The 13,156-nt window shown below is 65.3% G+C and carries 11 protein-coding genes; 4 read left to right on the top strand and 7 right to left on the bottom strand.

Features of this window, described 5'->3' with window-relative positions; all coding sequences use genetic code 11:
* Nucleotides 1-98: 98 nt before the first annotated feature.
* From DIE13_RS15495 to zwf, 3 genes are all read right to left on the bottom strand, one after another.
* Nucleotides 99-2,027 (bottom strand): bifunctional transcriptional regulator/glucokinase, encoded by a 1,929-nt coding sequence (locus DIE13_RS15495; protein ID WP_124827998.1) that lies wholly within the window; start codon nt 2,025-2,027, stop codon nt 99-101.
* Nucleotides 2,005-2,685, bottom strand: coding sequence for a 6-phosphogluconolactonase (gene pgl / locus DIE13_RS15490; RefSeq protein ID WP_124827997.1), 681 nt, complete (start codon nt 2,683-2,685; stop codon nt 2,005-2,007). The genes DIE13_RS15495 and pgl overlap by 23 nt, the downstream gene beginning before the upstream one ends.
* 88 nt (nt 2,686-2,773) lie before the next feature.
* Nucleotides 2,774-4,243 carry a glucose-6-phosphate dehydrogenase gene (gene zwf / locus DIE13_RS15485; RefSeq protein WP_124827996.1) on the bottom strand — a complete coding sequence of 490 codons (1,470 nt, stop codon included), beginning with the start codon at nt 4,241-4,243 and terminating at the stop codon, nt 2,774-2,776.
* Nucleotides 4,244-4,673: 430 nt separating this feature from the next.
* Between zwf and DIE13_RS15480 the strand changes: the two genes are divergently transcribed.
* The 4 genes from DIE13_RS15480 to DIE13_RS15465 all read left to right on the top strand — a co-directional run bounded on the left by DIE13_RS15480 (nt 4,674) and on the right by DIE13_RS15465 (nt 9,074).
* Nucleotides 4,674-5,921: an ABC transporter substrate-binding protein gene (locus DIE13_RS15480; RefSeq protein ID WP_124827995.1), complete on the top strand. Its 1,248-nt coding sequence runs from the start codon at nt 4,674-4,676 to the stop codon at nt 5,919-5,921.
* 136 nt (nt 5,922-6,057) lie between these two features.
* Entirely contained in the window at nt 6,058-6,996 is a 939-nt protein-coding gene (locus DIE13_RS15475; RefSeq protein WP_124827994.1) for a carbohydrate ABC transporter permease, read from the top strand.
* Nucleotides 6,986-7,843, top strand: a complete 858-nt coding sequence (locus tag DIE13_RS15470; protein WP_096503601.1) for a carbohydrate ABC transporter permease — start codon at nt 6,986-6,988, stop codon at nt 7,841-7,843. Before DIE13_RS15475 ends, DIE13_RS15470 begins: the two co-directional genes overlap by 11 nt.
* Before the next feature lie 112 nt (nt 7,844-7,955).
* Nucleotides 7,956-9,074 (top strand): ABC transporter ATP-binding protein, encoded by a 1,119-nt coding sequence (locus DIE13_RS15465; protein ID WP_124827993.1) that lies wholly within the window; start codon nt 7,956-7,958, stop codon nt 9,072-9,074.
* Nucleotides 9,075-9,488: 414 nt separating this feature from the next.
* On the opposite strand, the gene DIE13_RS15455 is transcribed toward DIE13_RS15465, so the two are convergent.
* The 4 genes from DIE13_RS15455 to trxB form a co-directional block, all read right to left on the bottom strand.
* The gene (locus tag DIE13_RS15455; RefSeq protein ID WP_124827991.1) at nt 9,489-10,085 is read right to left on the bottom strand and encodes a hypothetical protein; all 597 of its coding nucleotides are present in this window, start codon (nt 10,083-10,085) and stop codon (nt 9,489-9,491) included.
* A 526-nt stretch (nt 10,086-10,611) separates the two neighbouring features.
* Entirely contained in the window at nt 10,612-11,235 is a 624-nt protein-coding gene (locus tag DIE13_RS15450) for a trimeric intracellular cation channel family protein (RefSeq protein ID WP_124827990.1), read from the bottom strand.
* Nucleotides 11,222-12,001 carry a Smr/MutS family protein gene (locus DIE13_RS15445; RefSeq protein ID WP_124827989.1) on the bottom strand — a complete coding sequence of 260 codons (780 nt, stop codon included), beginning with the start codon at nt 11,999-12,001 and terminating at the stop codon, nt 11,222-11,224. The genes DIE13_RS15450 and DIE13_RS15445 overlap by 14 nt, the downstream gene beginning before the upstream one ends.
* 136 nt (nt 12,002-12,137) lie before the next feature.
* Nucleotides 12,138-13,100 carry a thioredoxin-disulfide reductase gene (gene trxB, locus DIE13_RS15440; RefSeq protein ID WP_096503613.1) on the bottom strand — a complete coding sequence of 321 codons (963 nt, stop codon included), beginning with the start codon at nt 13,098-13,100 and terminating at the stop codon, nt 12,138-12,140.
* Between the last annotated feature and the right edge of the window lie 56 nt (nt 13,101-13,156).

Genomic DNA, 13,156 nt, shown 5'->3' with positions numbered 1-13,156 from the left:
TATGGTTTGCGGCAGTGCTGTTCATGCGAAACACCCCGAACGCCGGGCCTGAATCCAGCGTTCGGGGTGTCGTGTAGCGACGGCGTTCCGCCGAAGCATCAGTCCCGTGCGACGTCCTTCGCCCCCGGCGACGCGCCGTGGCTCAACCAGTCGAGCACGTCGGCCGTTTCGTCGTCGCTCGCCCGCGCCCGCGCCTGCGCGACGGCCTCGGGCAGTTCGCCGTTCGTCGACGCGCGGCGGATCGCGACGCCCACCGCGAGGATGTCGATCATCAGCAGATGCAGGATCCGCGAGATCATCGACAACTGCGATTCGCGCATCTCGATGTGGTCGGTTTCGAGCGCGACGGTCGCGCGCTTCGCGAGCGGCGTGTTGCTCGACGTGATCGCGATCACCTTCGCGCCGGCCTGCATCGCGACGTCGAGCACGCGCAGCAGCTCGGGCGCGCGTCCCGACTTCGACACCGCAACGATCACGTCGCCCTTGCCGAGCAGCGCGGCCGACGCGGCCTGCATGTACAGGTCGCCGTACGCGATCGTCGGAATCCCGAACCGGAAGAACTTGTAGTGCGCGTCCTGCGCGACGATGTTCGAGTTGCCGAGCCCGTAGAACTCGATGCGGCGCGCACTGTTCAGGATCTCGATCGCGTTCTCGACGTGCTCGAAATTCAGGTGCTCGCGCAGTTGCAGGATCGCGGACACCGTGTTGTCGAGCACTTTCGCGCCGAAGTCGGTGGCCGTATCGCCGAGATGCACCTGGCTGTGGCTCATCGGGATCGTGCCCGTGAGGCCGGTCGCGAGCTTCAGCTTGAAGTCCGACAGCCCCTGGCAGCCGAGTGAGCGGCAGAAGCGGATCACCGTCGGCTGGCTCACGTCCGCCTTGCGCGCGATGTCGACGATCGGATCGTTGATGATCGAGCGCGGATGGTTCAGCGCGAGATCGGCGACGCGGCGCTCGGCCGGCGTCAGCGCGTCGCGCATCTGCCGGATCCGCTCGAACACGGCCGACGATGCACCGCCCGAACGGTTCGACAACTGCTCGGCGAGAATCGCCGACACGCCGAGGAACGCCGGATATTCGGCGGTGATCAGGTAGGTCGGAATGTTCTCGAGATAGTGCGTGAAGCGGCCCTTCGCCTCGAAGCGCTCGCGGAACGACGAGCGCGTGAACAGTTCGCCGAGCTTCAGTGCGACGCCGCCACCGATATAGACGCCGCCGAGCGCGCCGAGCGTGAGCGCGACGCTGCCCGCGAACGAGCCGAGGATCCCGCAGAAGCATTCGACCGTCTCGAGCGCGAGCGCGTCGCCGGTATGCGCGCGCTCGACGATCTCGACCGTGTCGACGGTCGCGGCGACGCGCTTCTTGTCGCGCGCGGCGAGCGCGCGATAGATGATCTCCATGCCGGGGCCGGCGCACACACGCTCGAACGACACGTGCGGAAACTTCTTGCGCGCGTACTGCAGCACGAGATCCTCGCGCTCGTCCTGCGGCGCGAACGACGCGTGGCCGCCTTCGCTGCCGAGCGCGATCCAGCGGTCGTCGGCCGGAATCAGCCCCGATACGCCGAGTCCGGTGCCGGGCCCAAGCAGCCCGATCACGCTGTTCTGGCGGCGCGCGCCGCCGCCGATCTGCACGCGCTGTGCATCGGTGAGGCCGGGCAGTGCCATCGCGAGCGCGGTGAAGTCGTTGACGACGAGCAGCGTGTCGAAGCCGAGCGCGCGGCGCGTCGCCTCGATCGAGAAGCTCCAGTCGTGATTGGTCATCGTGACCTGGTCGCCGTCGACCGGGTTGGCGATCGCGATCGCCGCGTGATTCACGCGGCTGATCTTCACGTCCTTCAGATATTTGCGGATCGCGTCGGTGAGCGTTGGGTAGTCGGCGCCGGGATAAACGCGGATCTGCGTGATCTCGCCCGGAGCGGTTTCCAGCGCGAAGCGCGCGTTGGTGCCGCCGACGTCCGCGAGCAGGCGCGGGCCGTCGGCATGCTGGCCCGCGACGACGGCCTTACTTTGCGCACCAGTAGACATCGAGCTTGGTCCCCTTGTCGTTGGCCAGTTGGGAAATCGCATTCTTTTGCAGCGACGCGGCCGCGGCGTCGAGCACGTCGCGTTTGCGGCTGCCCGCGATCAGCAGGAAGAGCCGGTCGACGCGCTTCAGCGCATCGAGCGAAAAGCTCACGCGCGCATGCGGCGCAGCGCCGGGATGCACGGCGACGAAGCGTTCGGGCGTGGCGATCGCGTGGTCCCATTCGGGCGCGTCCGCGAAGATCGACGCGGTATGGCCGTCTTCACCCATGCCGAGCACCGCGACGTTCGGCACGCGATAGTCGGCATTCGCGTTGAGCGCGGCGACGTGCGCGTCGAGCGACACGCGCGTGTCGACGAGCGGCAGGAAGCGGGCACGGGCCGCGGCGTGCTGCAGCAGCGTGTCGCGCACGAGGTGCGCATTGCTGGCCGCGTCGTCCTCCGGTACCCAGCGGTCGTCGACCAGCGTGACATCGACACCGGCCCAGTCGAGTGCCGCGTGCGACAGCGTTTGCAGGAACGGGCGCGGGCTCGTACCGCCGGACACCGCGAGCGTGGGGCGCGCGGGGCCGGCGAGCGCGGCGCGCAGCGCATCGCCGACGGCGTGCGCGAGCGCTTCGCTTTGCGCTTCCTGGGTGTCGAAAGCGTGGATCTCGATCACATCTCCTCCGGACTGCTTTGTCTGTTCAATTCGTGCGAATCGTGGGGCGCGTTGCAGCGCGCGTTCGCGCACGCGGCAACGGTTTACGTCAGTTTTCTTCTTCGAGCCAGCAGGTGTCGTGCTGCGCGAGCATCGCGCTCGCCGCGGCCGGCCCCCACGTGCCTGCCGCGTACGGCTTCGGCGGCTTCAGCGAGCGCGCCCATTCGTTCAGGATCGGCTCGACCCAGCGCCATGCGGCTTCCTGTTCGTCGCGACGCACGAACAACGCAAGACGGCCGTTGATCACGTCGAGCAGCAGGCGCTGGTACGCCTCCATCTGTCCTTCCTTGAAGAACCGGTCGAACGCGAGGTCGAGGTGCACGCTCGCGAGGTTCATCCCTTCGCCGGGCTGCTTCGCGAGGCAGTACAGGCGAATCGTCTCGTTCGGCTGCAGCCGGATCACGAGGCGGTTCGAGCCGGCGCGCAGCGCGGTCGGCCCCAGCGCCGAGTGCGGCACCGGGCGGAAGTTGACGACGATCTCCGCGACGCGGTCGGCCAGACGCTTGCCGGTGCGCAGGAAGAACGGCACGCCCGCCCAGCGCCAGTTTTCGATCTCGACCTTCAGCGCGACGAAGGTTTCGGTCTGGCTGTCGGGTTTCACGCCCGGCTCGGTTGCATAGGCCGGCACCTGTGCGCCCTTGATCACGCCCGCATGATACTGGCCGCGCACCGCGACCTTGCCGATGTCGCGCGGATCGACGGGCTTGAGCGCCCGCAGCACGCGCAGCTTCTCGTCACGCACCGAGTCGGAATCCATCGAGTGCGGCGGCTCCATCGCGACGATCGACAGCAACTGCAGCAGGTGGTTTTGCACCATGTCGCGCAGCGCGCCCGTATTGTCGTAGAAATCGCCGCGCGCCTCGACGCCGAGCTCTTCCGCGATGGTGATCTGGATGCTCTCGACCCATTCGCGGCGCCAGAGCGGCTCGAACAGCGCGTTGCCGAAGCGCAGCGCGAGCAGGTTCTGTACCGGCTCTTTCCCGAGGTAGTGGTCGATCCGGTAGATCTGGCCTTCCGCGAAGATCTCGCCGACCGCGTCGTTGATCGCATTCGACGACTTCAGGTCGTAGCCGAGCGGCTTCTCGAGCACGATGCGCGCGCCTTCGTTCAGGCCGACCGACGCGAGCGCCTTGCAGATCGGCACGAACAGCGACGGCCCCGTCGCGAGATAGAACACGCGGATGCCGGGCAACTGCGCGACCGCATCGCGCAGCACGACGTAGTCTTCCGCGCGGCCGAGGTCGAGCTTCACGTATTCGATGCGCTCGAGGAAGGATTTCCACGCGCTTTCGTCGAATGCGTTGCCGGCCGCCTTCGCCGCGTGCGGCTTCACATGCGTGTCGACCCATTCGAGATAGCCGGCCCGATCCGATTCGTGCCGTGCGACGGCAACGATCCGGCCGCTTTCCGCGAGCATGTTGCCTCGATGCGCTTCGAACAGCGCGGGCAGGATCTTGCGCATCGACAGGTCGCCGGTGCCGCCGAAAAGTACGAAGGTAAAGCTGGAATCGGTATGCATGTGTCTCCGCCGGTTGGGGTGCAGGGAAGCGATCCGTAGTGCGATAAAAATTTTTTTGACACTGAATTGTAGTTTAACTACAATCCGCCGCAAGGGGTAGCACCTGGGTGAAGAAAAAAAGAGGTGCGGTCGATGAACTGCGCGAGCTTCGCCTTCGGAAACGCCTTGTGCCGAATGTTATCGGACATTGACGGAGCGCATCGTCCGCGCGCCGTCGACCCCGGGCTCGCGCCGCGGCATCGCGGCGGGCCAGAAACACAAAGAGGAGACACGCCGTTGAATTTCGATTCACGCTTTCTGTAAGAGCCCGGCCGGTCATCGGCCCCGTACGCTGCATGCGTCCCGCGGCTCGATTTCCCCGTCGTTTATCAAGAAGCCGGTTCCCGTTCAGGGAACTTCACGAGTTGATTCAGTCTGGAGGAGACAAGTAATGAAAGTTCGCTCGATCATGGGCGCGCTCTGCGCCGCAGGTCTGATGGCTGGCGCCATGGCGGCGCAGGCAGCCGAGAACGTCACGGTGCTGCACTGGTGGACCTCGGGCGGCGAGTCGAAAGCCGTCGGCGTGCTGAAGGACGACATCCAGAAGCAGGGCTACGTGTGGAAGGACTTCGCGGTCGCAGGCGGCGCGGGCGCGGCGGCCATGACCGCACTGAAGACCAAGGTGATCAGCGGCGACGCACCGTCGGCTGCACAGATCAAGGGTCCGCTGATCCAGGAGTGGGCCGACCAGGGTGTGCTCGTCAACATCGATTCCGTCGCCGGCGACTGGAAGAAGAACCTGCCGCCGGAAATCGACAGGATCATGCAGTACAAGGGCCACTACGTCGCCGCGCCGTTCTCGGTGCACCGCGTGAACTGGCTCTATATCAACAAGGCCGCGCTCGACAAGGTCGGCGCGAAGGTGCCGACCACCTGGCCCGAATTCTTCGCGGTCGCCGACAAGCTGAAAGCCGCCGGCATCCAGCCGGTCGCGATGGGCGGCCAGCCGTGGCAGGATCTGACGTTGTGGGAAGACGTCGTGCTGTCGCAAGGCCCGGCGTTCTACAAGAAGGCGCTGGTCGATCTCGACCAGGCCACGCTGACGTCGCCGCAGATGCTGTCGGTGTTCGACACCGTGCGCAAGATCCAGGGCTACTTCGACGCCGGTCGTAACGGCCGCGACTGGAACCTCGCGACCGCGATGGTGATCAACGGCAAGGCCGGCATGCAGTTCATGGGCGACTGGGCGAAGGGCGAGTTCGAGAACGCCGGCAAGAAGTCGGGCAAGGACTACATCTGCGCGCCGGTGCCGGGCACCGCGAACTCGTACACGTTCAACGTCGACTCGTTCGTGTTCTTCCAGCAGAAGGGCCAGAAGGCCGCGACGCCGGGCCAGCTCGCACTCGCGAAGACGATCATGACGCCGGACTTCCAGGAGCAGTTCAGCCTGCTGAAGGGCTCGATCCCGGTGCGCCTCGGCGTGAAGATGGACAAGTTCGACGACTGTGCGAAGAAGTCGTACGCCGACGAGCAGGTCGCGATCAAGTCGGGCGGCTACGTGCCGTCGCTCGCGCACGGGATGGCGCAGAACGACGCGACGGCCGGCGCGATCACCGACGTCGTGACGAAGTTCATGAACTCGCAGCAGGATTCGAAGAGCGCGGTCGCCGCGCTCGCGAAAGCCGCGAAGGTGAAGTAAAGCGCGACAGGCGCCCGGCCGGGCACGCACGATCGGCCGGGCGTTTTGCATGTGCAGCAAACGGGCTCGCGCGCGGGCCCGCGCCGTACCGGCGCCGGCCCGGCCTGCGTCGCCCTCGTTCCAGGAGTCGAATCAAGTGGCTGCCCCTCTTAGCGGAAACGGATCCGGCGCTGCCGTCGCACGGCGCACGTCGCCGATGTCGGCCTTCGCCGATCGCTGGATTCCGAAGCTCGTGCTCGCGCCGAGCATCGCGATCGCCGTGGTGTTCATCTACGGCTTCATCCTGATTACCGGCTATCTGTCGCTGACCAACTCGCGGCTGTTGCCGAACTACGAATTCGACGGCTTCGGCCGTTACGCGGACCTGTTCCAGAACGACGTGTGGTGGACCTCCGCCGCGAACCTCGGCTGGTTCGGGATTCCGTTCATCGTGATCTGCGTCGCGCTCGGACTGTTCCTCGCGATCCTGCTCGACCAGAAGATCCGCACCGAAGGCGCGCTGCGCGCGATCTTCCTGTACCCGATGGCGCTGTCGTTTATCGTGACCGGCACCGCGTGGCAGTGGATCCTGAACCCGGGCCTCGGGCTCGAGAAGGTGATGCACGACTGGGGCTGGACGAGCTTCTCGTTCGGCTGGCTCGACGATCCGGACAAGGCGATCTTCTGTATCGTGATCGCCGCCGTGTGGCAGTCCACCGGCTTCGTGATGGCGCTGTTCCTCGCGGGGCTGCGCGGGGTCGACGGCGAGATCTTCAAGGCTGCGCAGGTGGACGGCGCGACGCTGCCGACCATCTACCGCAAGATCGTGATTCCGAGCATGCGCCCGGTATTCTTCTCGGTGCTGCTGATCCTCTGCCACATCACGATCAAGACCTTCGACCTCGTCGTCGCGCTGACGGCGGGCGGCCCCGGCACGTCGTCGTCGCTGCCGGCCATGTTCATGTACACGTTTTCGTTCAACCGCGGCCAGCTCGGGCTGGGTGCCGCGTCGTCGGTGATGATGCTCGCGACCGTGGTCGCGGTGCTGGTGCCGCTGATGTATATGGAATCGAGGAGCACCCGCAATGCAGCCTAAGATGACGATCAGCCGGGCAGTGATCTATGCGGCGTTGATCCTGTTCGCGCTGTATTTCCTGTTCCCGATCTACGTGATGCTGTCGACGTCGTTCAAGGATCTCGACCAGCTGCGCACCGGCAACCTGTTGACGCCGCCGACGCACTGGACCTTCGATCCGTGGATCAAGGCGTGGAGCGGCGCGTGCACCGGCGTGCGCTGCGACGGGATGAAGCCGTTCTTCCTGAACTCGCTGCAGATGGTGATTCCGGCCGTGCTGATCTCGTCGCTGATCGGCGCGTTCAACGGCTACGTGCTCACGCACTGGCGCTTTCGCGGCGCGGATGCGCTGTTCACGATGATGCTGGTCGGCTGCTTCATTCCGTTCCAGGTGATCCTGCTGCCGATGGCGCGCCTGCAGGGGATGCTCGGCCTCGCCAACACGATTCCGGGTCTCGTGTTCGTGCACGTCGTGTACGGCATCGCGTTCACGACGATGTTCTTCCGCAACTTCTACGTGAGCGTGCCGGCCGAACTCGTGAAGGCCGCGCGCATCGACGGCGCGGGCTTCTTCACGATCTTCACGAAGATCCTGCTGCCGGTGTCGCTGCCGATCTTCATGGTGTGCCTGATCTGGCAATTCACGCAGATCTGGAACGACTTCCTGTTCGGGATCGTGTTCTCCGGCGTCGATTCGATGCCGATCACGGTCGCGCTGAACAACCTCGTCAACACGTCGACCGGCGTGAAGGAATACAACGTCGACATGGCCGGCGCGATCATCGCCGCGCTGCCGACGCTGCTGGTCTACGTAGTCGCCGGCCGCTATTTCGTGCGCGGCCTGACGGCGGGCGCGGTGAAGGGGTAAGCGCGGCTTCATCCGATACGACGAACCGGCCGCGCACCACGCGCGGCGCATCGAAACGAACCCGACGCGGTGCCAGCGTGCGCCGCGCGAGACGAGACAGAGGATTCACAGCATGGCAAGCCTTTCCATCCGTGACGTGTACAAGACCTACCCGAACGGGGTGCCGGTCCTGAAGGGTGTCGACATCGAGATCGAGGACGGACAGTTCCTGATCCTGGTCGGCGGGTCGGGCTGCGGGAAGTCGACGCTGCTCAACATGATCGCCGGGCTCGAGACCGTCACGAGCGGCGAGATCTGCATCGATGGCAAGGTCGTCAACGACCTGTCGCCGAAGGATCGCGACATCGCGATGGTGTTCCAGTCGTACGCGCTGTATCCGTCGATGACGGTGCGCGAGAACATCTCGTTCGGCCTGAACATCCGCAAGGTGCCGAAGAGCGAACAGCAGCAGATCGTCGACCGCGTGTCGTCGATGCTGCAGATCCAGCATCTGCTCGACCGCAAGCCCGGCCAGCTGTCGGGCGGCCAGCGCCAGCGCGTCGCGATGGGCCGTGCGCTCGCGCGCGATCCGTCGCTGTTCCTGTTCGACGAGCCGCTGTCCAACCTCGATGCGAAGCTGCGTATCGAGATGCGCGCGGAAATCAAGCTGCTGCACCAGCGCCTCGGCACGACGATCGTCTACGTGACGCACGACCAGATCGAGGCGATGACGCTCGGCGATCGCATCGCGGTGATGAAGGACGGCGTCGTCCAGCAGTTCGGCGCGCCGCAGGAGATCTACGATTCGCCGTCGAACCTGTTCGTCGCGGGCTTCATCGGCGCGCCGCCGATGAACTTCATCAACGGCAAGCTGGTGGAGCAGGGCAGCGGGATCGCACTGGAGATCGACACGGGGCTCGCACGCAGCGCGCTGAACCTGCCGTTCGACGCGGCGAAGCTGAAGTCGCACGTCGGTCGCGAGGTGATTCTCGGCCTGCGTCCGGAGCGCATCACCGATGCGCGCAACGCACACAACGGCGAGGCGTCGAACCTGCAGCCGATCGACGTGCGCGTCGACGTGACCGAGCCGACCGGGCCGGACACGCACGTGTTCGCGCAGGTGAACGGCAAGCGGATCGTGAGCCGCGTGCATCCGGCCGCGAATCCGCAGCCGGGGCAGACGCAGTCGCTGCTGTTCGACGTGTCGAAGGCAGTGCTGTTCGATCCGGCATCGGAAGAGCGGATCGCGTGAGGTAAGCGGAATCAGGGCATCGAAGGCGCGTCCGGATCCATCGTGCGATCCGGATACCGTCGATTGCCGCGATTCATGGGGTAGCGGATTGGCTGGAACAGATGCCGGGCCCGCGCACTTCGTGATAGACGGTGGAGGCAATCACGGATTCGGCAGTGACAAGAAGTACGAACCGATCGCGTGCATGATGGGCATGAACAGAACGCACGCGAAGACGGCCGGGAAATAAAATCTCGAGCGGCTGACGGTGGAGAACAACCCGGTCACTGCGACGGCCAGACAAACCGTCGCGAGTGCGCCGAACAGGTCGCTATCCGCGATTGCCGAAAAGAACGCACGCATGTTTGCCCCGGCATTACTGATCGAATGCGGCGAAATTCCAGCGATACAGCTGGAATTGCTTCAGAAAGTCTTTCACTTCGGCACCGGTCGTCTCGTTCTCGAAGTCCCACCCTTCCTCACCGGGTGTGTAGTACCCGATTCAACGCCCATGCCCGCATAACTGGCGCTTTGCGGATTTGCACGATTGCGGCCGAATATCCTCATGATTGTCGTGAACGGACGCACGATCACACCACTGGAATTCCCCTGCAAGATCGAAATGGATGCAGGCGATGTGCCCGTGACCAATTGAACATGATGCCCGATGCCGGCGCGATCATTGGCCTGTACCAGCATGTCCTCTGGGAGGAGCGGCCTGGTCGTCGAAAGGCATACGGTGTTCGAATCGGTGCGTTGTGTGTCCGGTGCATCGAAAGTCAACGACACCATCTCGGCGAAACCGTACATCGTCGAATCGTATCGTGAGTGTTCCGACTCACCGTCGATGTCCACGTTTCGATAGCTGCGTACACCGGTCGTCAATTTGATCGGCAACCCGCGCAGGGCGGCGAACTGCACAAGCAACCGTAACGCAAAGCCTTCGCATGTAAATCGGTTCGTGCGCGTGCTGCCGTTGCGGTCCCAATACGTTTCCGTCTGCAGTTGTCTTGCCCGTTGCGGAACCGCCATCTGGTAGCCGGCGGCGTCAGTGTTGGTCCATGCGCGTCCGTTCGTTCGTATTCAAACGCTCCGGTGTCTCGCTGCAGTGCATAAGCGATGTCGCTCAGCGTGGCACCCGTGGCGCCCTGAAGAATGAGGCGATCGTTATCGGAGAGCGCAGCCGTTGCCGTGGCAGCCTCTGTCGTGACGAGCACGAACTCTATGCCGATGTCGCAATTCGACGCTTCTATTTTCCATCGGCGGCCATAGTGGGCAATGATGCGAGGAGGGCGCTCACAAGCGACATCGGCCCCGATCGTTGCTCAAGGCCTGGACTCTTCCCGCGGAAGTGAAGTCGCGGAGTCGCCTTGTGCCGGGCGCGCCACGCGCGGCTTCAATTGTTCCGATGCTCTCGTAACTGCTGCACCACGTGCGTTGCCCGACGAACGTGATTCTGCGGCGTTTGCCGTCGTCACCCCCGATCGTTCAACACTCACCGACGTGTAGTGACGAGGGTCTTTTCAATGGCCCCTCGCGATTCGGGCGATGTCTGGATTCAGTGCGGCAGTCGCACGTCGAACTTGAACGTCGCGAGCCGCGCGACGAGGATGAAGCCGGTCGCGAGCAGCACGCTGTACACCGAGTCGAACTGCAGCCACACGAGCAGCAGGTAGAACCAGCAGCCGACGAACGCGCAGGTCGCGTACGGCCGCGAATCGCGCAGGATCAGCGGAATGTCGTTGCACAGCACGTCGCGGACGATCCCGCCGACCACGCCGGTGATCACGCCCATCATGACCGCGATGAAGCGCGGCATCTCGGCGTCGAGCGCGATCGCCGTGCCGGAGATGCTGAAGATGCCGAGCCCGATCGCATCGGCGATCAGCAGCATCCGTTCGGCCGACAGCCGCGACAGCATCCGCAGCACGAAGGGCGCGAACAGCGCGAGCACGAAGATCGCGATCACGTAGTCGTCGTGCACGACCCAGTAGAACGGCCGGCGTTCGAGCAGGATGTCGCGCAGCGTGCCGCCGCCGAACGCGGTGGCGATCGCGACGACGAACGTGCCGACCGAGTCGAGACGGTTCTTGCGCGCCTCGATGAAACCCGAGATCGCGAAGGCCAGCGTCGCGATCGCCTCCAGTATCGAGATCGCGAGCGTCAGCCTAGGATGCGGCACGCGGCCCCCGATCGGCGCCTGCCGCCAGCGGCTGCAGCAGCACGAGCACCGCGCCCGCGCCGCCGTCGTGGCCGCGCGCCTCGCAGAACGCGATCACTTCTTCCTTCTGCACGAGCCACGCGCGCACCTTGCCTTTCAGCACGGGTTCCTTGCCGATCGAGCCGAGCCCCTTGCCGTGGATCACGCGCAGGCAGCGCAGCCCTTTCTTGCTGGCCTCGCGGATGAATTCCGCGAGCGCGTCGCGCGCCTCGTCGCGCCGCATCCCGTGCAGGTCGAGCTGCGCCTGCACGATCCACGCGCCGCTTCGCAGCTTGCGCACGACGTCGCGGCTGATGCCGGGACGGTGGTAGTACAGCGATTCGTCGCTGTCGAGTAGCGTCTCGGGATCGAATTCGTCGGACAGCGTCGCGTTCAGCACGTCTTCCTCGTCGCGCTGCGTCTGCTTCGGCACCGGATCGGGCGGCGTGCGGCCGGACGACGCGCGCGGCGGCGCATTCAGCGGCCGGATCGAGCCGATTTCGTTGCGGAACAGGTTCGCGTCGGCCTCCGCCTGACGGGTGGCCTTCGCGGTTTCGACGCGCTCGCGCTCGCGGCGGTCGGCTTCGCCTTGCAGCGACTTGCGCAACGCGCCGAGGCCGGCGAGCCCCTGGCCACGCAATGCGGCGGGATCGGGCGCGCTCGGCGGCGCGACGGGCGCGGGATTCGCGGGACGGGCGGCGATCTGCCGCTTCGCGGGATCGCTCGGATGGGGCTGGTTCTTCGCCATGATTCGGTAACGGGGCAGGCGCGCTCGGGCGCGCGGGCACAAAAAAGCCGCTGCGTGGCGGCAGCGGCTTGTCCGGCAAGGCCCGCTTCGCGGCAGCGGACGCCATTGTAGCGCCCGGCGCCGGAAGGCTTTCGGCTTACTTCTTGTCGTGCAGGCTTTCGAGGTAGCGCTGCGCGTCGAGCGCGGCCATGCAGCCCGTGCCGGCGCTGGTGATCGCCTGGCGGTACACGTTGTCCTGCACGTCGCCGGCGGCGAACACGCCCGGCACGCTCGTCGACGTCGCGTTGCCGTGCAGGCCGCTCTTCGTCAGGATGTAGCCGTCCTTCATCTCGAGCTGGCCCTGGAACAGGTCGGTGTTCGGCTTGTGGCCGATCGCGACGAACACGCCCTGCACGGTGAGGTCCTGCTTCTCGCCGGTCTTCACGTTCTTGATGCGCAGGCCCGTGACGCCCGAATCCTCGCCCGTCACTTCGTCGAGCACGTGATCCCACTTGATGTCGACCACGCCTTCCTTTTCCTTCTCCAGCAGGCGGTCGATCAGGATCGGCTCGGCGCGGAACTTGTCGCGGCGATGGATCACCGTGACCTTCTTCGCGATGCCCGTCAGGTAGAGCGCTTCCTCGACGGCCGTGTTGCCGCCGCCGATCACCGCGACTTCCTGGTTGCGATAGAAGAAGCCGTCGCAGGTCGCGCAGGCCGACACGCCCTTGCCCATGAACGCTTCTTCGGACGGCAGGCCGAGATACTGCGCGGACGCGCCGGTCGCGATGATCAGCGAGTCGCACGTGTATTCGCCCGAGTCGCCGATCAGCCGGATCGGCGTTTCGTGCAGTTTCGCGGTGTGGATGTGGTCGAATACGATTTCGGTGTTGAAGCGCTCCGCGTGCTCCTGGAAGCGCGCCATCAGTTCCGGGCCTTGCACGCCCTTTGCATCCGCCGGCCAGTTTTCGACGTCGGTCGTCGTCATCAGCTGGCCGCCCTGCGCGATGCCGGTGATCAGTACCGGGGACAGGTTGGCGCGTGCCGCGTAGACGGCAGCCGTGTAGCCGGCGGGGCCGGAACCGAGAATCAGGACTTTGGCGTGTTTGGGCGTGGACATGTGCGAATCCGTAAAAGGCGGCCGCGGCGGGCGGGGTAAGGCGCGCCGGACGGTCT

The sequence above is a fragment of the Burkholderia sp. Bp9016 genome (assembly GCF_003857765.1).
Taxonomy (GTDB): domain Bacteria; phylum Pseudomonadota; class Gammaproteobacteria; order Burkholderiales; family Burkholderiaceae; genus Burkholderia.
The sequence above is the reverse complement of the archived record's forward strand: the minus strand, read 5'-3'. Positions and strand labels throughout refer to the sequence as shown.